The sequence below is a fragment of the Pseudomonas sp. C27(2019) genome, from assembly GCF_008807395.1.
Taxonomy (GTDB): Bacteria; Pseudomonadota; Gammaproteobacteria; order Pseudomonadales; family Pseudomonadaceae; genus Denitrificimonas.
Window position 1 is genome coordinate 2651790 of record NZ_CP043320.1, and the last position, 20817, is coordinate 2672606.

Here is a 20817-nt window from a genome sequence, read left to right on the forward strand (position 1 = left end):
TTATAACCTCGAAGATATCAACAGCTACATTTTATAGCATTATGGAAGCACTGAATAATGTTGGCGAGGCAGCTAATTATTCAACACGTCCTTAGATGCCATAGTCCTCACGGTAGCGCTCTACCGCAGACAAGTGGTGCCTTAACTCATCATTACCGGCTAAATATTCTAACACTTGCTGCAAAGATACAATGCTTATTACTGGCATATTGAAATCACGCTCAACCTCTTGAATCGCTGACAACGCACCTGTGCCACGCTCTTGGCGATCTAAGGCAATCAACACACCCGCCGCTTGAGCACCTTGCGTTTGAATAATCTGCATCACTTCGCGAATAGCTGTGCCCGCAGTAATCACATCGTCAACAATTACTACTTTGCCAGTTAAAGGCGCACCCACTAATGTGCCACCCTCACCATGCGCTTTCGCTTCTTTACGGTTAAAGCACCAAGGTATGTCAGTGTTATGGTGTTCAGCCAAAGCAACTGCCATCGTTGCAGCCAGCGGAATACCTTTATACGCAGGCCCAAACACCACATCATAGGCCAGCCCACTATCAACCAGTGCTTGTGCATAAAAACGACCGAGCTTGGCTAAAGCCAAACCTGAGTTAAACAGCCCTGCATTAAAAAAATAAGGACTTACTCGCCCCGACTTCAAGGTAAACTCACCAAAGCGTAAAACTCCGCGCTCAAGTGCGAACTGAATAAACTCTCGTTGATATGCTTGCATAAAAAGGGTCCTTAGCGCTTTGGGTTTAGCCAATTTAAAATACGTTCGGTATCATACACACACTTTTTTTCTAGGGGCTATCCATGCGCGTTATTAGTATAAATGTGAACGGGATTCACAATGCTATTGAACAAGGGTTATTTGACTGGCTACACGCGCAAAATGCCGATGTCATCTGCCTGCAGGATACACGCGCCAGCGCACACGAAATGGATGCATCTGAGGTCCAGCTGCATGGCTATTTTTGCTACGCTTGTGATGCTGAACAACCCGCACAAGGCGGTGTTGCAATCTATACACGCCTGCAACCAAAGGCCATTATAACCAGTTTAGGCTTTGAATCAGCTGATCGTTTCGGCCGATATATTCAGGCCGATTTTGATAAAGTCAGCATCGCCAGTGTACTCATGCCCTCTGGGCGTAAAGATGAGAACGACTTGAACCAAAAGTTTAAGTTTATGGATGACTTTGCGCGCCATCTTGATAAGCAACGGCGCAAGCGTCGTGACTATATTTACTGTGCCTCATTGTTTATAGCGCACAATAAACTCGACGTAAAACACTGGCGTGACTGCCAGCAAGAAACCGGATTTCTATCGCCTGAACGGGCGTGGATGGATGAACTGATTGGAACGATGGCCTACACCGATGCCTTGCGTGAGGTAAACCGAGAAGGCGAGCTGTACAGCTGGTGGGCTGACAGCGAACAGGCTGAACTGCTAAACCTCGGCTGGCGCTTTGATTACCAATTATTAACGCAAGGCATGCGTCGCACTGTACGCAGTGCCAAATTGTCTAGGCAGCCGCGCTTTTCAGAGCATGCGCCTTTTAGTGTTGACTATGATTGGGTGTTAAGCGTTTAAAAGCAGCCTGAATAACACAAACAAATAGCCTCTTGTGTTATTCAGGCTGCATAGCGAGCGACTCGCTTACTTAATAAAGCGCAAGGTCATTGGGTAACGATACGCCACGCCATTATTGGCTTTTACTCCACCAATAATAGTCATCGCTATCCAGTACACACCGAGTACCGGCAGCACAAAAACACCGATTCCGACAAAAATCAGCATGATGCCAATAAATGCAGCAATCCCTATAGTGATCTGAAAATTCACTGCCTCTTTGCCATTTTGTGCGACAAAGGGATGAAAGTCTTTCTTCAGCTGCCACGCCACCACTGGACCAATAATATTACCGAAAGGAATAAGAAAAGCCGCAAAAGCCGCGAAGTGGGTCACCATAGCCCATAGCTTTGCCTCTTGGCTCAGCTGTGGCTGTTCGGGGGTAACTGATCCGTGCTTATCCATTACCGCGCTCCTGTTTTACTATTAGATCTTACTCATTGCGCAATGCAGCCTGCTGCAAGGCAAAGAGCTCTCGCACACCTTTATCTGCTAACACCAACATTTCATTAAGTTGCTCTGACGCAAAGGGCGCGCCTTCAGCAGTGCCTTGAATTTCAATAAAACCACCAGCGTCGGTCATCACCACATTCAAATCTGTCTCAGCGGTTGAATCTTCTGGGTAGTCCAAATCAAGCACAGGTACATCGTTATAAACACCAACCGATACAGCCGCGATCATTTGCTTAAGCGGTGAGCCATTTTTTAGCATTTTGCGCTCTTGCATCACAGCTAAAGCATCAACCAGTGCCACCATAGCACCGGTAATCGCCGCTGTGCGTGTTCCGCCGTCTGCTTGAATCACATCGCAATCCACATACAGCGTGTTCTCACCCAACTTGGTCATATCAAGAGACGCGCGTAAAGAACGACCGATTAAGCGCTGGATTTCTAAAGTGCGGCCGCCTTGCTTACCACTGCTGGCTTCACGTCGTGTACGGCTACCGGTAGCGCGTGGCAACATACCGTACTCCGCAGTCAACCAGCCTTGCCCTTGGCCTTTCAGAAAGCGTGGTACGCCATTTTCTACACTGACGGTGCAAATCACTTTAGTATTGCCAAATTCGACTAAAACAGAGCCTTCAGCATGGCAAGTATAGTTACGCGTGATACACACAGTGCGTAGTTGATCTAGTTGGCGGCCACTGGGACGAGTCATTAAATATTCCTGTCTATTAAATATGAATGCAACATTATAGGGATACAACATCCTAACATCAGCATTGTAAACACAACGCATCAAAATATTCGCTACAATTGACGCATTAATCAAACCTCTTATTTTGGAGACACCCCATGGTGCATAGCATGACCGCCTTCGCTCGTGTTGAGCAAAACGGTGCCTATGGCACACTCAGTTGGGAATTACGTTCGGTGAACCACCGCTACCTAGAACCCCTCTTGCGTCTGCCTGACACATTACGTGAAGTGGAAGCTACAGTGCGTGAAACGCTGCGCAACGGCTTATCGCGCGGTAAAGTCGAATGCACGTTGAAGCTCACCGAGTCATCCACTGAGTCCGGCCTACAGGTCAACCAAGAGCGCGCTCAGCAACTGATTCAAGCAGCAGAACAGATTGCCCAACAAATTCAGCAGCCTGCAGCGCTTAACCCAATGGATGTTCTGGCCTGGCCTGGCGTACTGACAACACAGTCAGTCGACAGTCAAGCACTCAACAGCGCAGCCATCGAGCTGTTTAACAGCGCACTGCTGCAGCTCAAAGAAAGTCGCGCCCGTGAAGGCGCTGATTTGGCGCGCTTAATCAGCGAACGTCTGGATGCCATTCAAACTGAAGTGAGCCTACTGCGTGACCTGGTACCGCAAATGCTCGAGCAGCAACGCCAGAAAATCCTCACCCGCTGCCAAGAGATGCAAGTCGAACTTGATGCCCAACGCCTTGAACAAGAACTGGTCCTGCTGGCACAAAAAAGCGATGTCGCCGAAGAGCTTGATCGACTTTCCACCCACATCAGCGAAGTACACCGCGTGCTTAAGACCGGCGGCGCCATCGGCCGACGCTTAGATTTCCTTATGCAAGAGCTCAACCGTGAAGCCAACACCCTCGGATCCAAAGCATTTGACACCCGCTCTACTCAAGCGGCAGTGAATATCAAAGTTTTAATCGAACAGATGCGCGAACAGGTGCAGAATATCGAGTGATATCCACTCAAGTCCATACCCGTCCTTTCAACCAGCAAATACAAGGCTTTCAACTTCAAAACAGTCCATGGCAGTCCATACATACCCACCACTATCTACAATCAAGTGGTGGGTATAATGGTGGGTATGGTAGTATCCTTTCTCTTACAAGTGGTGGGTACTTTTGGAGTGAGCAATGGCCAGTCTTACAAGTAAATCAGTTAACGCAAAAGTTAAGGGGGAGCCTGGCCGCTTTTCCGATGGTGGTGGTCTTTATCTGGTAGTGCCCAAAGTTGGCAGTGCGTATTGGATGTTACGTTTCACATCTAATAAAAAACGCAGAGAGATGACACTTGGTCGAGTTGCAGACTTATCTCTTGCCGACGCAAGAATAGAAGCTGCACTTAAGATGAAACATCATCGCGATGGCCTTGACCCCCTTATTGCAAAGAAAAGAGCTCAATACGATTCAATTTACAGCGTCGATGATCTTTTCGCCGACTGGCATGAAGGCAATATAAAACGACTGAAGCACCACCACGTGCCTTTCCGTGTTTACACCAAAGATATAGCGCCTGTAATAGGTCAAATGCAGCCAGCTGCTGTTACTGGACGCGATATCAAACAGATTTTAAGAAACATCACAGAAAGCAACCGCCCAACAATTGCCAACGATGCCTTGCTGTACTGCAAGCAGCTGTTTAACCACGCACTCAAACTAGACCTAATCTCCGGCAATCCAGCAAGTGCTTTTGTAGTGGACGATGCCGGCGGCATAGAAAAAAGTAGAGACAGAGCCTTAACAATAGAAGAGCTGAAGTTCACTTTTAATAAATTTAGGGAAGAGGCTGACAGCTTCACACGCGATAACTACTTAGCCTGTGCACTTTTAGTGTTGCTAGGCGCGAGAAAAGGCGAGTTAACCGAAGCAACCTGGAGTGAGTTCGATCTAGATAAGCAGATATGGTATTTACCTAGCGAACGCAGTAAATCTGGTGTAGCTATTGATATCCCACTACCCGACTTATCTATTGAATGGCTAAACGAGCTCAGAGTTCGTGCCTTTGATTCCGCTTACGTTTTCCCAAATAGAAGATCAAGCAAAATGCCTCACATGGGCAAGGATACATTGAATCGAGCTATATCAAAACTATTCGGCAGAGAGCCAGGTCGAGCTGTGCAGCCTGAGAACAAAATGGGGGATTTTGAGCATTTTACTGTGCATGATTTACGCCGCACCTGTCGCAGCCTGCTAGCCTCGCTGGGCGTACCTGGCCATATAGCAGAGCGCTGCCTGAATCATAAAATCAGAGGGGTAGAGGGTATTTATAACCGCCACGACTACTTTGACGAGAGAAGAGACGCCCTGAATCAGCTTGCTCAAAAGCTCACACCAATTATACAAGCCGACTAATGGGGCGCTGATCTCAGCATCTTCAAATGTACCTGACAAGGCCATCCACTCTACATCTGAGGATCGGCCTACTCAGTGATTATTCCTGCAGTTTAAGCTTCGTTATTTAAAACACCTCCGCATTACATTAGTGTTACCTGCCCCTGCAATGCCGCAACCCTGCCGATTAAAGCCTGCCCTATCAGAATCATCAATCCCACGTAAAAATCCCGCATACAACACCACACGAAGTCGATTCAAAAAAATCTCACTCATACATTACTGAACTGACAACACATCCAGTAGGAGTTTTCTATGTCAGTAAAGTGTCCTTATTGCTCATCAGCAAGTGTCAGCCGCCCCCAAACAAGCACATCTATTGCCTCATGCATTGGCGCAATTAGTGGCGCTGCCAGCGCGGTATACACAGCAATGAACAACTCACCCAAACACTCCCCCTATGTTTTTACTGCCAGCACAGTGGCTAGCTTAATATTAGTTGGCCTTACAGGCGGCCTAAACGGCTCGACACTAGGAGCACATTTCGGTCAAGAATTTGATAGCAAGCTGTTACCCCACTATCAATGCCATAGCTGCTTCCAAAAATTCTCACCTGTAATCGCATTGAACTAACAATCCACAAAGGAGTTTTCATCATGGCTCATTTAGTTGAACAAATGGCTTACGTTGGTGATACGCCCTGGCATGGCTTGGGCAATCAACTGTCACCTAAACAACCGTTAGAGGTCTGGCGTCGTGAAGCCGGTATGGACTGGGATATTTTAGAAAGCCCAGTGCACTTCAAATCAAACATGGCCGGCCACTTAGGCAGCATTCATACCTTCCCTGAACAGAAAGTGTTGTACCGCTCTGATACCAAAATGCCGCTGTCTGTTGTGTCGCAGCGCTATCAAACCGTACAACCCAACGACGTAATCGAGTTTTACCGCGACCTGACTGAAGTATCCGGATTTGAACTGGAAACCGCTGGCGTGCTTAAAGGTGGGCGTAAGTTCTGGGCGCTGGCTCGTACAGGACAAGACTTTACGCTCAAGGGTAAAGACTTGGTGAACAGTTACATACTGCTGGCCACCTCGTGTGACGGCACCTTAGCCACTACAGCCACACCTACAACAGTGCGTGTCGTGTGCAATAACACATTAACGGTATCGCTCAACGGTGCGCCTATGGCCATCAAGGTACCGCACAGCACCAAGTTTAATCCTGATGTAGTAAAGCGCGATCTCGGTATTGCCGTCTCGCAATGGGATGACTTCAAGTACCAGATGAACCTGCTGTCTCAACGTAAGGTGCGCTGGAAAGAAGCGATGGGCTACTTCATGGGCGTTATGTGCCAGCTGGATGGTGAAGTGCTTGTACCTGAGAAACTGCCTAACGAGAGAGCCTTACGCGTGGTGCAAGACCTGTATGACGGACGTGGACGCGGTAGTGAGCTTGAGTCTGCAAGCGGTACAGCCTGGGGCTTACTCAGTGCAGTCACCGAGTTTGTTGATCACCACAAGCAAGCACGCAGTAATGACAACCGCCTGGACTCAGCGTGGTTTGGTCAAGGCGCTCAGATCAAACAACGCGCTCTGGATACAGCCTTACAACTCGTTGCTTAAATTTCAATACATAGAGTTACGTTATAGCGTAATGGAGTATTTATCATGCAAACCAATCAAGTCAATACAGAAGTAAAAGCCATCACTAGCCGCCCTGCTCTCCGCTTGGTTAGCACTAAGAACCTGGAGCGTGAAGAATGGCTGAACATCCGTAAGAAAGGCATCGGCAGCTCTGATGCTGCCGCTGCTGTTGGATTAAACCCGTACAAGTCACAGCTTGAATTATGGATGGAGAAAACAGGCCGTGATGCAGAGTTACCGCAACTTGATCCAAGTGACGACACCAGCCCTGCATTTTGGGGAACGATCCTGGAGCCCATTGTGGCCTCGCACTACACCAACAAAACGGGAAACCGTGTACGTCGTATCAATGCGGTATTGCAGCACCCTGATCCAGAGCTTTCATGGATGCTGGCTAATATCGACCGTGAAGTAATCGGTGTTGAAGATGTACAGATTCTGGAGTGTAAAACAGCCGGTATCAATGGCTCACGTCTATGGAAGGAAGGCGTGCCTGAGTACGTGCAGCTGCAGGTCATGCATCAGTTAGCCGTCACCGGCAAACAGGCTGCAGACGTTGCTGTCTTGCTGGGTGGTCAGCACTTGGAGATCTATCGCATTGAACGCGATGAAACCATGATTGCACAACTCATTGAGCTAGAACGGCAATTCTGGAACTACGTTGAAACTGATACACCACCACCAGCAGATGGCTCTGCTTCTGCAGATACGGCACTGCGTTGCTTGTTCCCACAAGACCAAGGTGAAACCGTTGATTTCTCGGTGGATGAAGAACTCACCCTGGCGTATGAAACGCTCAAACAGGTGCGTGACACTATCAGTGAACAAGAGAAGCGCGAGTCAGCCCTCAAGCAAAAGATTCAACAAGCCATGGGCGATGCCTCACGTGCAATGTTTGCTTCAGGCGCAGTTACTTGGAAGAAAGCTAAAGACAGCCTCACTTTGGACACTGCATCTTTGCTGCGTGACCTGCCCCACCTTAAAGAACAATACCAAGCGTTACGCAAAGGCAGTCGCCGTTTCTTAATCTCATAGACTCATACAACCAACACAGCATAAAGCCCCCTGACTGCATAGCGCGGCCAGGGGGCTTTATGCTTTAAGGAGAACATCATGCTGAAAGGTTTAGCTATTACCCCTCCGGTATTGGGGCGTATTTCAATTGGGCGCGTTGTAGAAAAGAACGGTAAACGTCTTCCTGAAAAAGATGATCAATTCACTATCACCTCACAGGTACAAACCCGTGACGGTTGGTTGTTACACCCGCTGAATGATGACCTGCGCCAAGAACAGGAAGGCAAGTTGCGTAGCATTCCGATTCGGTTACTGTTTAACGAGCCTGAACTGAACTTTCGTGCGGACTACAGTTTGTTTGATCGCAACACCGGTCGCCCGTTATGCGTGGGTAATGGCGAGACGTGCAAGCGTCAAACGGAAAGCGGCATTCAGTCGTTACCTTGTCCATCACCCGATAGCTGTCCACTGGCACAAGGCAATGCCTGCAAGCCATACGCTCGCTTGAACGTACTGATTGGTGACGACGACAGCATGGGCAGCTTTGTGTTTCGTACCACTGGCTTTAACAGTATCCGCACCCTCACAGCGCGCCTGAATTACTTTAAGGCCATCTCAAACAACCTCTTGTCTTGCCTGCCACTGGAGTTGCGATTACGTGGCAAATCCACACGCCAAAGCCGTGGCACGCCCATCTTTTACGCTGACATTACCTTACGTGAAGGGCTGAGTATGCAAGACACTTTAATGGCAGCTAAGCAGCTGCATGAGCAGCGACAGCAGACTGGATTCAACCAAGATGCACTGGATCACATTGCCAGCGCTGGCTTAGGTAATGGAGCCTTTGAAGAGGATGAAGATGACATCAGCGCAATCGTTGAAGAGTTTTACCCTACTGAGAACAGAGCCAACAATGACCTGAAAGCCCATGTTCTAGCTGAACGGTCACTGGCAGAAAAACTTCACCGTAAAGCGAGCGCTAACGCCAGCAACACCTAATCACATACTCACTATTTCAAGCCACCCATCGAGGTGGCTTTTTTATGCCTATAAGGAAAATCATCATGCGCTATCACATGCTTAAAGCAGGTACTGAGCCTGGCACTTACGTCATGGAATCACCGATCGTAACTGAGCAAGACATCTTAACCATGGCCAAACAGCTCTCACAAAAGCGCCTCAGCAAAGGCCGTGCATTAGAAAGCCCACAGGCAGTTAAAGATCACTTGCGCACGCTGCTGCATGATTATGAGCATGAGGTTTTTGCAGTGCTGTTACTGGACACTAAGCACAAGATCATTGGCTTCCACGAACTGTTCAGAGGCACGATCGACTCAGCATCTGTCTACCCGCGTGAAGTGGTAAAGACTGCGCTTGAGCATAACGCTGCAGCCATGATCATTACGCACAATCACCCTTCAGGTAATCCTGAGCCCAGTCAGGCTGATATTCATCTCACCACCCGTTTAAAGGACGCGCTGGCACTGGTAGACGTGCGGGTACTGGACCACATCATCGTTGGGACTGATGGGTGCTATTCGCTTGTGGAAAACGGGAACATGTAGCCATGTGAAAACAAGCCAAGCTGCACACTGCTTGTGCTCTCACGCCAAGAGCTTACATCTTGCGATATCGAGCATGGATGAAAAGCTATCTAGTTAAGAAGGTCAAACATGCAAATTGTAAAACTGAATATAAAAAACAAATTCAGAATACCTTATGAATGCCTAGAGCGATTAAGCAATAAAACCAGCCAGACAGAGGGCTGGCTATTCAAAACGCACACCTACACAAAAGAGCAACTCATTAGCAGTCCAGAGCATCACAAAATCTATTCTGTCACAGAGAAAATAGGTAGCGATTTACAGCTCTGGTACAAACTAGGCCAAATCACAGAAGAGCAGCACCAGGAATATATCGAGGAGCGCAATGAAGTCGAATACCGTCTTAAAAGACTCAATGAAAGTATTCAATATCGAAAGCCAACGCTGTGGGAGCACATCAAGCAGCCACTCATTCAGTTTGTCATCGTGGTCATGAAAAACTTACCTGCAACACTAAAGGAGAGATTTTTAAAAATAGCAGCGGCAAAAGCCATCCCGCTTTTAAAAAGAATATCCAACTCAATCAGCCTGTAAATAAAGCTCCCTTCTGGGCCAAATGACCACTGGCCATAGGAGGATGCTGTTCTCTGCCTTAGTAACGAGGCATGAAAGCAACACAGTGAACCTATGTTTTAAAGGAACACATGCAATGGACACCTTCACTTACACCGTTGAGTTTTCCGACCCTTTATGTCCGTTTTGTAGTGCCCGAGTTCCCTGCGATAAAGATGATCCAACAGAGCCTTGGGTCGGCACATGCTTAAGCGGACATACTGCTACTTACCAGCTGGACAGCGATTACGAAGACGAAGACAGCAACGATTGACTCTAAACTTTCAGCTCAGCGAGATAAAAGCAACCAAGTCAGGCAGCGTAAGCTGCTTGGCTTGGTTCATTGGCGTTTATTTTTTTACCCGCTCAAGCTTTTTATTCAAATAATAAATAGCAGCCCCACAAAATGACTTGTGTTTACCCTGGCGATCTAAAGATGACCAATCCTGAAGCAATCTCTGCAATCCACCAGTGGTCGCACTGCCTTTAGTCCTCGCTAACACATGCTGCACCGCATCAATTACCGCTTTACGGTTCTCATTCAAGCGGTAGTAGTTAAGGTTGAGCACTTGGTTGATTTGATCGTTTAAAATAGGATCATCCAGCTTCAATTTACCACTACCCAAGTACCTGATCTTCTCTTGAATAGAATGCGCTGGCTCTGCAGGATTGATACTGAGCTCTTGATTTCCTTTGCGTGTATCACAGTGCTGGCTGGCATACTCACTGCCTTCATTACCTTTGCAAACTGCCAGCATATTTTTGTAATCCAACTGCCGTTCAGGATACTGGCTTTGACTTTGCCAATGCTCGACTTTCATTTTGAGAGGGTCATTTTCAATACTGTTCATGCAGTAGGCACACAGATAACCTTGTTCTCTCAGTAAAGAGGATCTGATTTCCGCCTTTACAATGCTGAAGTTCGCGCCGTCATAACAGGCTTCTGCTTGCTTTCTGTAAGCCAGCAACGCTTGAGGTTCTGGTTGCTTCTTTATACCAATCAAACCTAGCCCTCCAGCATGCTTAGCAGGCTTTCAGCTCTGATTAGCTCAGGTATATCTCCTGTGAGCCTTTCTTTTAAGGCTGCAATAGCGGCGCGTGCAGACGCAAAATCCTCATCATCTATCTGTAGGAAAATAGCATCTAACGCAGTGGTCACATCTGTATTGCGCTTCGGCGTTTGTAGCAACTCTTCAAGAATTTCAGCAGAGGTTAGACCTAGTGATTGCTGAGGTATGTTGAATGTTGTTTTGCCTTCTGCATTTCGCGTCAAAATACGCACAGCGCTGCCAGGCACCTCCCCCATAATCTGCGGTGAGTGCGTGGTAATAATAAATTGGCAGTTGGGAAATACGCGTGTTAGCTGATGAATAACCAGTCGCTGCCAATGAGGGTGCAAGTGCAAGTCCAGCTCATCAATCAGAACAATACCCTCACCTGATAGCGGGTTGCTTATCGTTGGGTTAGCAATGGCCAAACGCCGGGCCAAGTCACCCACCATAGCCATCATGCACTTCTCACCGTCGGAGAGTTGCTCTACACGCATGCGCTCGCCATCCTTTTCCACAATCATGGCTAAAGGATTACGTTGGATACGCATTTTTTTAAACTGCGGCATAAAGCTTTCCAGCGCAGAGCGTACTGCTTGTAACTGACCATCAATCGGGCTTTGATCAGTGTCAGCAAACTCACGAAAACGCTCATTCTCTAAGTCTTCACGATTCCTAAACCATTCAAAAAAACGACGGAAATTAGCTGCACTGGTTAATGCATCATCATAGGCTTCTAGTAAAGCAAACTCATGTTTTTGGCGTATGCGCACAGGTATATCAAGCACAGTACGGTTAACTGGGTAGTAGGCAAAAACAGGAATGGAGCATTGTTCATTATGGCTAGAGATCTGCTCTTGCAACTCCAAAGCATAACTTGAAACAAACTTGAGATCGCTCGGATCAACTTGTCTGACATGGCCTTTACGGGTTTTACTAAGCGCCCAACTATCACCGTTTGTAGTGGTAATACGAATCTGCGCATCGTTAGCTTGGTTATTGATATCTTCTTCAGATATCGCACGCCCCGAAGTACCTGCATGACGTATGCGCGCCACGACCCAACTCAGCATCAGAGCGACGGCATCCACCACTGTTGATTTACCCGCGCCATTCACACCAGCAATTAGCGTCACCTGCCCTTCAGCTAAAGGCAGATGTATAGCTTCCATACCTCGAAAGTTTTTTAGTTCAATGGACGCGAGTTTCATAGGGTTTCCTAACTAGCTAGATGGTCTGTAAATTAGCATAACTGACGGCTAGAGTCTTTGCTTTGCCTGTACAAACCAGTAAGTGACTGAGTCGGGACTGATGATTGCTCGGTTAGCAGAAACCAAGCTGCATCATGAGCAGATAAGAGATGGGTTTATTCTCCTGCCTAAAAGCATCGATTCCCCATCTCGTTAAAGGCTCTAAAACCGACAAAGCAGCTTTTTAACTGGTTATCAGTTCTGTGCTTCCTACTGGATTACTGCTCGCTTATTAGGCATTAATGAACGGTCATGTATTGTGAAATATCGTTCAGAACTTCTAAAACACCTACTGACTCAAAACTATGCGCAATCTCATAAACTGACACTTTCTTTTCTGTGTCTGGATCATTATATGTTTTTTTAAGATCCCCACCATGGATCAACATGAGCTCAAACAGTTCTCGCTCATCTACCTCAACTGCTAGCATCAAAGGCGTATAACCTTTTAACGGGCTTGCATGTTCAGTATTAACATCAGCACCTGATTTAATGAGCATTTTTGCGATTTCTCGCATGTCACCAATACTCATATGCTTATGAATATTTTCACACATAATGTCGTTATGCAGCGTTCCTACAAATCCGTATAAACCGGCCTGCATGCTCTGACCTAATGCTCTTTGTTGATGCTTCATTGTAAAGCCAGACATTCCATTAGAATACCGGCGTATAGAATCCAGCGCTTCTGGCGTAATAGGCATTGAGGCCTGATGCTTTTTGAAAAGTTCTGGTCTTTTAAGTATACCAATAAGTTTCAGGCAGACATTTAACGGTGTTTGCTCATCCGTATCACCTCGCATGTTCGGATCTGCGCTCATACTCAGCAGGTCCTGGACTATCTCAGGCTTGCCCGACTTTACAGCCGATATAATAGGTAAAAGGCGCTTCTTCTGTGTACGTGTATTGACTGTTTTAGTAGTGTGCTGCTCTTTTTTGATCAACTGATACAGCTCATCATTTAGTGAACGCAAAGGGAGCTCTGTAACATTAAGCTCTTCTAGCGCCATTAAAAGCGGTGTATCGCCAACCTCAGAAGCCACGTTTACCTTTGCGCCACACTCGATTAGTTTTTTACAAACTTCAATGTTTCCAATAAGAGCAAACCAGACAAGTTGAGGCATCGATCGTTGCCATGTCTCTCCGATCTTGGTCGTTCTATCCGGGTGACGAAAATCTGGTTTTATTTCAGAATAATCTCCAACAAATAGCGGACCTAATTCTTTTTTATCCGAACCATAATCAACACCTGGAAAAAACCCATGCTTCGGGAAAACATGATCAAAACCAGATTTCCATAACTCCAACTCCCACTCTTCAATAGTGTCACTGGCTTTTTGTGATGGCTTTGCCTGAGAATTGGATGCGATGTCGTACCCAAAGTTAATAAGCGACCATTTTAACTGCTTGAGAAACACACGATCTGGATTTGGCTGACTGGCTGCAACAACCATGGCTTCTTCGGCAATCTGCTGTTGATTTTTTCCTGCTGAAAAAAGTGCACTTTCAAAGGCCACTTTATACAACTCATTAGCACCCTGCAGATCTCCGCTAAATACATGCCAGCGTGCATCATGCCAATCGATCCAATATTGACTTGGTTGTAACTGTATTGATCGCTGAGTCAATGATCTCGCTTGACGAATGAGATCCTGATATTTAGCTGGATCAACTTTTGTAACAGTACGTCTTAGATCGTGCTGCAATATAGCGATTAAATTTTGATCTGGCCCTATACTCTCAAGCACTTTACTCTGCATTGCTAATACTTCAGAGGCAAAAGAAACTCGATTGTCAGCGCCCCAGGTAGCGAGACGTGCTTCCTCAAGCAGCAATCTTCCCAGAGGTTCTTGCCTGATAAAATCAATTGCTCTTGCTATAAAAATAAGGGGGTTCACTCGCTGCCAGTTAACCTCAAACCCTTCACTTTTAATTGGCTTGTCAGGCTTTGAAAGCAACCGAATCGATTGTGCAGATGGTAGCTCTTTTCCATTTTCCCAAGAACGCAGCATATCTCGGTGTTCTTTTTTCAGGCTGCTCAAAAATGAACTCCAATTTGGCTCGTGCTCATTTAGCCAATTAAATAGCACGCCAACTGAATTTATTTCACTGGAAAACCAAAAGCTAGGATGAGGAGCCCCTAGCTCTCTATGTAATCTAGTTACTAGCTGAACGAGATGGTCTTTAATACAGGTTTGCAGTAAAAGCTTGAGGGTAAAAGCACGACTTACATTATCAGCAGGTACCTTGCCTACAATTTCTATCAGGTAGTACGCATAAAAGTCAGATATGGCTTTTGAAACGATCTCTGCAGTCGGCTGGCCCATATTTTTCTGGGCAACATCAAAAAGATACGTCTCCATGGCGAGCGGAAGCTCTCTTGGACCATATATTCTTTTTGCTGCAAGGTCGTCCAAACGTTTATTGGACTGTTTCAAATCAAAACTACGTAGTATGTATCGTAGAATTTCGAAAGGATTTGGGTATGGTAATTCAGCAGACATGCAACACTCCTTGTTTATTTATAATTTCTCTGGCGTCTCGTTTAAAATTATACCAAGCTCTGTAATCACTTGGCGTAGATGGAATAGTTAGTCGGTCGCCTGCAGGTGATATGATTGACCTATGCTTGCTGCCAGCTTTAGCCTCCCAACCAGATTTAATCAGGTTTCGAACCTTCTGATTGATATTCTTATCTTTACTGTATCTTTTCATCTGACCCTCCCGAGTAAAATCAGCCGATTTATAGGTCGGCTGATTGTGCACTCAAAACTTACTTGCCCTTAGCTGGTGCGTTACCGCGACCACCGCCAGACTTGTTACCAGTAGTTGCAGGCCAGTTACCACCGGGGCCTGAATGACTTGAAGGTCCACGACCGCCGCTTTTTGAACTTGATTTAGCCATGATAATTTCCTCTTAATTCATGTCCCTTAATTGGGAAACTGCAGAGTACTTTCATCTCTCATTTTTTTCAGCTAGGCCGTTGGCGAGTAAATTTCAGATTTTACATAAATAAAAAATATTAAGCTTTACGGTTATGTTTATTGGATTTACCACAGCTCCACAGGCGTGCTCAGCTACCTGGACGAAGCTGATTAGGGTATACCTCAAGAGAACTAGAGTTTAAGCACTCAAAACAGCTTACAGAACCACTTATAACAGACTACAATACGAGAACCATTTAAAACAGACTGGTATCTCAAAATGTTCTTACGTGCCTATCTTCGAGCTTCGACTACTGAGCAAAATGCTGAGCGTGCAAAACAGTCGCTGATTAATTTTGCTGCCGACCACAATCAGAGAATCGCTTCCTTCTATATAGAGAACGAATCGGGTGCGACATTGCATCGACCTAAGCTAATGGAATTAATTTCAGATGCTGAAGAAGGTGACACTATCCTAGTCGAACAAATTGATCGGCTGGCACGACTGAAACAATCTGACTGGGAAACGCTAAAACATCTGCTGGCATCAAAAAAACTGATGATCGTTTCGCCAGAATTACCCACCAGCTGGATGGCGTTTAAAAGTTCTGATAGCACAGAGTTCACAGCTTCCATCATCCAAGCAGTTAACGGGATGCTCCTTGATATGTTGGCGGCAGTTGCACGCAAAGATTACGAGGATCGGCGTAGGCGTCAGTTGCAAGGTATCGAAAAAGCGCAAGCAGACGGAAAGTACGTTGGACGTAAACCTGATTTAAAAAAACGTGCGAGTGTTGCATCGTTACTTAAGGCGGGGCAAAGCTATTCCAGTATCCAGGAAACGCTTGGTTGCTCGCGGCATTTGATTGCTGATGTAAAAAAAGAAATGGATACGTTCGAGTCTGCGCGAATATAAATAGGTGGCCAAATTCACTATGCCTCTACGGCTTGGCTGCTCACGACAATTTGCTGTCCCGTTTGAGTATTTAAACCTGCTTAGTATCTCGAGGTTTCAGGTTGAGACCGAATCCAAAGAGAAACATTTCTAGGCTTCCATGAGGCACGCCCAACTCTTTTGCTACAATATCTATGCTCTTTAAATACTCAGGGTATTTAACTGAAGCGTTGATATAGCTAATGTCTTTTAATTCTGAAAATTCAGAAAACAAGCCCTTATTAAGTACACTCACTATCCGCTTATCCAGTATAAGTGCTGGATAAGAGCCTACCTTAACTTTTAAAAAGTATAAAAATTTTGTGTAGGTAGAGATGCCAAGGCCATGGATATCCTTCATTACCCTTAAATGGCTTTGCCAGTCAACATTACCTTGCTTCGCTTTTTTAAGCGCATCTTCCAGCTTTTCTATTTGCTTAATGATGTTTGTGAAATTATTTCCTCTCATGCCAGCAGGGTATCCCCATAGAATGGTGGCGAGGATAAACTGCTTTAAGTCGTCGGCTTGCGCGTAGTTGAACAGGTCTTCACGTGATATTTCTATAGAAGCGTACTGTCCGAAAAATTTAGGCAGCAGGTCAGCCCCTAAACTGTTTTTAGATAAGAGCGCTGACCAAACCTCTTTTTTTGTAGTAAACGCATGTTCTGTCTCAGGCAAGCTCTTTATTAACGCTGTATACCGCTTCAATTATTTGACTCCTAAATCGTTTAAAATCGTGAACAGCACAACGCAAAAACTTATTGGACTTCCCACGGTCTCCAGTGGACTGAGGGTGATCTCACCCTTAAATTAACAGCGCTAGCAAGTAGAAAGCTCACTTTAGCTCTCTCTAAGCCTGACTCGGAATGCCCAGAAATAACTAACCTTATTTCTATAAAAACTTCTCAGCTATTGAGCGCTTACCCTTTGGGCTAGACGTTTCTAAAACTCCGTTCTCAGGGTAGTAGCAACCTGTTACAACTAAGTCAGAATCGCCAATCACTACCACAACACGAAGCTCTGTACCGTCATCCCATGTGTCTCGAACCTCTGCTTTAATCGCCTCACCACACAGCTCAAAGTCAAACTTTCTTCTTGCGTCGCGGTAATTGGCGATAGCAGTCATAATCAAGGTTTTAGCAATCGTATCTCTTTTTTTCTTCGAGAGCATATTCAATGACCATTCTTTGATTGGTCCGTACATACCGCTATTATTCATCGCCTCAAGAATTTTTCGTATATGACTTCCGGTATGCTGATTCACTATTATTGACGAGCGCGAACCGTGTGGACAACCGAGAAGATTTGTTCTTATATTCCACCAAGTTTCTGCAACTTCAGCGTTATGAGCATCTTTAACCATTTCTTGTACACACCAAGCAAGAGCATCCCTGCTGCGTATAGTGCCATCCCCTTCCAGCACAACATCAACCGCTTGAACAACTACTGGGTATGCGTTATCACTATATAAAACAGCATCCAAGCGATAGGCTTGAAGCCCTGTCACTGCGTTTACATTATTTACTAACTGGTCTGCTTTAGCTTCATCGTAAGGGCAGGTTACAAAACCTTTTATAAACAAAACAGTATGATCCATACCCTTGTATGCAGGTAGGTTCTGCAAAGATGCACCTCTTAGGCCGTCTTGTGGCGGGTTGGTCAAAATGGGGTGCCAATCGGGGTACACATCTACGGAATTACCCAACTCTAGCAAAAGCTCCTCAAAAGCCGCTTGACCTGCTTCAGGATCACTCAAGTTTCTAGTTAAGTATCGTAATGAATGCGCGTTATTTTCTGCTACAGCCACTGGGTATCTAAATTCCACTACAAAACCTCACGTAAATATACAAATCTACGTAAACTGTGCTGTATACGTAGATGTATGTCAATGCGTAAAGTAGCAGCTTGAGCAAACTGTGAAATTAATATGCTTTTTGCATGGTGATGGACTTAGGTAGGATTACTGAACGCTTACTATTTAAAACCTTCACCACCAGACCCTTTAGGTTTGGTGCATTTAGGTGGTACCAAATACGGTCGTTTTTGATACCGCTTTTGGAGAAGGTCACACTATTATTCTTATGGAGCACATTTACCGATTGGCTGGATGAGGTTGAAAAGTTCGGATAGCACAGAGTCCACAGGCATTCTTTAAAAATATTGGTTTACGTTAGGGTGTAAAAATATAGCGACACGCTATGTCGTATCTGGCTGTTAATTTGAAGCTTGTTTCAAAATGAAGTGATAGTTAGGCATATTTAGTGACCAGCCCGCACTTTACCCTCCTATACAGCTTCACACTGATACCTGTCTTTTGAAATGAGTATTATTATGACCAAAAAATTAAACATGCAATTATCTGAAGAACAAACAGCACAATATTTATCCATCATGCGCAAAAAAACAGAAGGTGAAGTTAATGAAGACTGCGAGCCATCTGGTGCATTTCTCCACATCTCAGTTTGCCCCATATTTGGTGCCAGCCTTGAAGTAGAAGGGCAAGACTTAGGTGAGATAATTTTTGAATTCGTAGATTAAGAGCGCCGCACTTGATAAGAGGTGCACTAGCCTTACAGTAACACCGATGGCTATTTTGCTATGGGTAGAAAAGCTGCGTACAAGCAATGCTTTACTATTGAATAAACTAGGCAGGCGTGGCAGCGAAACGCGCATGCTTTCTAATATAATATTTCAAAGGGTGCGCAATGAAAGATGTAAAGGATCTCTGGCTAAAGTTTAATGAATACTCTAATAAACTTACGGTTGCTCTTGGCCGCACAAGTAATGTTGTCGGAGAGTATGCTGAATATCTTTCTCACCAATATTACGGCGGACGCTTACTTGAAATATCCGGCGCTAGTGCTGATATTGAAGCGTCTGATGGCACGTTATACCAAGTGAAGTCACGTAAAATAAAAAGCTCTCCAACAACTCAGTTGAACGTTATTCGGTCATGGGATTTTGATTTTTTGGTGGTTATATTGTTTGAGGCAAGCGGCGCAATAAAAAAAGCTATTCAAGTTCCAGTTGAGGTAGCCAAAGAATATGGTGTACCCAATAGCCATCAAAATGGTTGGGTTATCACAACTAATAAAAAGTTTTTAAATGATCATCGGTCAATAGATATTTCTATGCAGTTGTCCGCGCTAAACAAATGAAATATAACAAGGCGCTTAAGCTATAGACGCAGCAAGCTGCGTCTATAGCTTGGCGTCAGGCATCAAGTTAACATAGGGAGATGACTTGTGATTCTATGCAAAATATGTGGTGGCTATCTAGCAAAAATAAATGGGAGAACGCTGAAAGAGGCGCTTGCGTTCACGAAAGCTTCCTTTCATCACCGCAAGAAACTCTCAAATACTCAGTGGGTAGATGTCTGTCCATCTTGCGATGCCTATGCTCTAGGTATAGAGACAGTTCATCCTTGGCCATTTCAAGCAGCGGACGGGGTAATGCGTGTTGCTAATGACTACGACCAAAGTCACATGGCTGTAGAAAGTGAAACTTTAGAGTTATGTGGCTTTAAGTTTTCCGAGGCTGCAATTCGTAGTGCGAATGCATTATTGAGTGTTGATGCTGAAAGTGTCCAAGCATTAGAGGCACAGGGTGCAGCGTTATCAATGAATTCCGATCCAGAAGATTTTCTTCGGTTTTCTCGCAGCGTATGTGAATGGGGGCGAGGAAAGCGAGTTTGGGCTAATTTAAATATTTATAACGAATCAGAAAATCTTTCCTACTTGCTTAAATCTTGGCTAATTCATGCTCGCTCCTCCAGCGATGACGAAGAAGTTATTGCCATGGGTGTGGATATAAAGGGCCTTGGTGTTTCTTTCGCGAGTAAGCATCTCCGAATGTTAAGTCCAGAGCGCTATGCAGTCCTTGATGATGTGTTGCGGCAGGGTTTAGGTGTAGCGCTAAATCCTAGGGGGTACCGATTGTTCATGTCTGCAATCAGGGCGCTGGGTAATAAGCTCGAGCCGGGATTGAGAGTTGCTAACCTAGAAGGCGCTATATTTTTGTTGGTTCGTCAAGATGTAAGAGCAAAAACTGATGCCTAACAAGGTAATTGTTGCTGGATAGACTTTACGCTGTGCTTCAAATTTGCCACAAAGCGCTGCGTTACTGCGCGGCCTGAAAATGCTCAGCAACCTGCTCAATCAGTGTCGAAATATCTTCAAAACGGTGGTTGCCATAATCACAGCTAATAATAGGCAGTTGCTTTTCTTTGGCAAAAGCTTGGGTGTCTTCGGCAGGTATCACCTCATCCAGTGTGCTAACAATAATTAGGCTTTTGGCCGCGATATTAAAATCCGGATAAGAGCCGATGTGCTCAAGTTTTAGCTCATAGCTGCTGCCATCATAATTTTGATGGTTGCCTACGTATTTCCTTAAGGTCTGACTTGGCGTTATCGACGGGTTGATGGCAACAAAAGGTACGTTTAGTTTTGCGGCGATATGCGAAGCTGTGTAACCACCCATCGACGTACCGACGACGCCTTTTATGTCACCTGCAGCTGCAGCGAAAGCTAAAGTGTCTTTCATCACTTGATCAAAACCTTGGCTGTAGTCTGGAGCAAAAGGCGCAACCTCGCCTATCTTGCTGAGCGCATCATATTTCTTACTACTTTTTTTTACTGCAGAAGCAAAGCCGTGCAGATATAGAATACTCATCGGT

Annotated in this window: 23 protein-coding genes; 13 read left to right on the plus strand and 10 right to left on the minus strand. The window is 45.5% G+C overall.

All coding sequences use genetic code 11. The annotated features are described in order from the left end of the window. Nucleotides 1-91 precede the first annotated feature (91 nt). Nucleotides 92-733 carry an orotate phosphoribosyltransferase gene (gene pyrE / locus FXF61_RS12185; protein ID WP_151185519.1) on the minus strand — a complete coding sequence of 214 codons (642 nt, stop codon included), beginning with the start codon at nt 731-733 and terminating at the stop codon, nt 92-94. Nucleotides 734-816: 83 nt separating this feature from the next. On the opposite strand from pyrE, the gene FXF61_RS12190 reads away from it, so the two are divergent. After that, nucleotides 817-1596: an exodeoxyribonuclease III gene (locus tag FXF61_RS12190; protein WP_151185520.1), complete on the plus strand. Its 780-nt coding sequence runs from the start codon at nt 817-819 to the stop codon at nt 1594-1596. Between the two features lie 66 nt (nt 1597-1662). Here the strand turns inward: FXF61_RS12190 and FXF61_RS12195 are convergent, their stop codons facing one another. Together FXF61_RS12195 and rph are read right to left on the minus strand one after the other, a co-directional pair. Next, nucleotides 1663-2040: a DUF4870 domain-containing protein gene (locus FXF61_RS12195; protein WP_151185521.1), complete on the minus strand. Its 378-nt coding sequence runs from the start codon at nt 2038-2040 to the stop codon at nt 1663-1665. A 28-nt stretch (nt 2041-2068) separates the two neighbouring features. Continuing rightward, a complete protein-coding gene (gene rph / locus FXF61_RS12200; RefSeq protein ID WP_151185522.1) occupies nt 2069-2794 on the minus strand; it encodes a ribonuclease PH in 726 nt (241 codons plus the stop codon). 137 nt (nt 2795-2931) lie between these two features. Between rph and FXF61_RS12205 the strand changes: the two genes are divergently transcribed. From FXF61_RS12205 to FXF61_RS14935, 8 genes are all read left to right on the plus strand, one after another. Continuing rightward, nucleotides 2932-3795: a YicC/YloC family endoribonuclease gene (locus FXF61_RS12205; RefSeq protein ID WP_151185523.1), complete on the plus strand. Its 864-nt coding sequence runs from the start codon at nt 2932-2934 to the stop codon at nt 3793-3795. A 175-nt stretch (nt 3796-3970) separates the two neighbouring features. Next, complete coding sequence (locus FXF61_RS12210) at nt 3971-5188, plus strand: site-specific integrase (protein WP_151185524.1); 1218 nt, start codon at nt 3971-3973, stop codon at nt 5186-5188. 635 nt (nt 5189-5823) lie between these two features. Continuing rightward, the gene (locus FXF61_RS12215) at nt 5824-6792 is read left to right on the plus strand and encodes a DUF932 domain-containing protein (protein ID WP_151185525.1); all 969 of its coding nucleotides are present in this window, start codon (nt 5824-5826) and stop codon (nt 6790-6792) included. Between the two features lie 45 nt (nt 6793-6837). Next, nucleotides 6838-7848, plus strand: coding sequence for a YqaJ viral recombinase family protein (locus FXF61_RS12220; protein ID WP_151185526.1), 1011 nt, complete (start codon nt 6838-6840; stop codon nt 7846-7848). 78 nt (nt 7849-7926) lie between these two features. After that, nucleotides 7927-8826, plus strand: a complete 900-nt coding sequence (locus FXF61_RS12225) for a hydrolase or metal-binding protein (protein ID WP_151185527.1) — start codon at nt 7927-7929, stop codon at nt 8824-8826. A 65-nt stretch (nt 8827-8891) separates the two neighbouring features. Next, nucleotides 8892-9392: a DNA repair protein RadC gene (gene radC, locus FXF61_RS12230; RefSeq protein ID WP_151185528.1), complete on the plus strand. Its 501-nt coding sequence runs from the start codon at nt 8892-8894 to the stop codon at nt 9390-9392. A gap of 108 nt (nt 9393-9500) precedes the next feature. Further along, a complete protein-coding gene (locus FXF61_RS12235; RefSeq protein ID WP_151185529.1) occupies nt 9501-9965 on the plus strand; it encodes a hypothetical protein in 465 nt (154 codons plus the stop codon). Between the two features lie 115 nt (nt 9966-10080). Further along, on the plus strand, nt 10081-10257 hold the full coding sequence (locus tag FXF61_RS14935) for a hypothetical protein (protein ID WP_178087309.1): 177 nt from the start codon (nt 10081-10083) through the stop codon (nt 10255-10257). 76 nt (nt 10258-10333) lie between these two features. Here FXF61_RS14935 and FXF61_RS12240 read toward each other — a convergent pair whose 3' ends face one another. The 4 genes from FXF61_RS12240 to FXF61_RS15120 all read right to left on the minus strand — a co-directional run bounded on the left by FXF61_RS12240 (nt 10334) and on the right by FXF61_RS15120 (nt 15187). Beyond that, complete coding sequence (locus tag FXF61_RS12240) at nt 10334-10987, minus strand: retron system putative HNH endonuclease (protein WP_151185530.1); 654 nt, start codon at nt 10985-10987, stop codon at nt 10334-10336. A gap of 2 nt (nt 10988-10989) precedes the next feature. After that, on the minus strand, nt 10990-12243 hold the full coding sequence (locus tag FXF61_RS12245; RefSeq protein ID WP_151185531.1) for an AAA family ATPase: 1254 nt from the start codon (nt 12241-12243) through the stop codon (nt 10990-10992). A gap of 278 nt (nt 12244-12521) precedes the next feature. Then, complete coding sequence (locus FXF61_RS12250) at nt 12522-14786, minus strand: ankyrin repeat domain-containing protein (protein ID WP_218571802.1); 2265 nt, start codon at nt 14784-14786, stop codon at nt 12522-12524. A 269-nt stretch (nt 14787-15055) separates the two neighbouring features. Continuing rightward, nucleotides 15056-15187, minus strand: a complete 132-nt coding sequence (locus FXF61_RS15120; protein WP_256663417.1) for a hypothetical protein — start codon at nt 15185-15187, stop codon at nt 15056-15058. 300 nt (nt 15188-15487) lie between these two features. Between FXF61_RS15120 and FXF61_RS12260 the strand changes: the two genes are divergently transcribed. Beyond that, complete coding sequence (locus FXF61_RS12260; protein WP_151185533.1) at nt 15488-16123, plus strand: recombinase family protein; 636 nt, start codon at nt 15488-15490, stop codon at nt 16121-16123. A 70-nt stretch (nt 16124-16193) separates the two neighbouring features. Here the strand turns inward: FXF61_RS12260 and FXF61_RS12265 are convergent, their stop codons facing one another. Both FXF61_RS12265 and FXF61_RS12270 read right to left on the minus strand, forming a co-directional pair. Further along, nucleotides 16194-16850: a hypothetical protein gene (locus tag FXF61_RS12265; protein WP_151185534.1), complete on the minus strand. Its 657-nt coding sequence runs from the start codon at nt 16848-16850 to the stop codon at nt 16194-16196. 184 nt (nt 16851-17034) lie between these two features. Beyond that, nucleotides 17035-17949 (minus strand): hypothetical protein, encoded by a 915-nt coding sequence (locus FXF61_RS12270; RefSeq protein ID WP_218571803.1) that lies wholly within the window; start codon nt 17947-17949, stop codon nt 17035-17037. 524 nt (nt 17950-18473) lie between these two features. Here FXF61_RS12270 and FXF61_RS12275 point away from each other — a divergent pair. The 3 genes from FXF61_RS12275 (at nt 18474) to FXF61_RS12285 (ending at nt 20200) form a co-directional block, all read left to right on the plus strand. Beyond that, nucleotides 18474-18680: a hypothetical protein gene (locus tag FXF61_RS12275; protein WP_151185536.1), complete on the plus strand. Its 207-nt coding sequence runs from the start codon at nt 18474-18476 to the stop codon at nt 18678-18680. A 167-nt stretch (nt 18681-18847) separates the two neighbouring features. After that, the gene (locus FXF61_RS12280; RefSeq protein ID WP_151185537.1) at nt 18848-19300 is read left to right on the plus strand and encodes a hypothetical protein; all 453 of its coding nucleotides are present in this window, start codon (nt 18848-18850) and stop codon (nt 19298-19300) included. A gap of 87 nt (nt 19301-19387) precedes the next feature. Next, nucleotides 19388-20200 carry a hypothetical protein gene (locus FXF61_RS12285; protein ID WP_151185538.1) on the plus strand — a complete coding sequence of 271 codons (813 nt, stop codon included), beginning with the start codon at nt 19388-19390 and terminating at the stop codon, nt 20198-20200. Nucleotides 20201-20261: 61 nt separating this feature from the next. On the opposite strand, the gene FXF61_RS12290 is transcribed toward FXF61_RS12285, so the two are convergent. Next, nucleotides 20262-20813, minus strand: a complete 552-nt coding sequence (locus FXF61_RS12290; RefSeq protein WP_151185539.1) for a YqiA/YcfP family alpha/beta fold hydrolase — start codon at nt 20811-20813, stop codon at nt 20262-20264. Between the last annotated feature and the right edge of the window lie 4 nt (nt 20814-20817).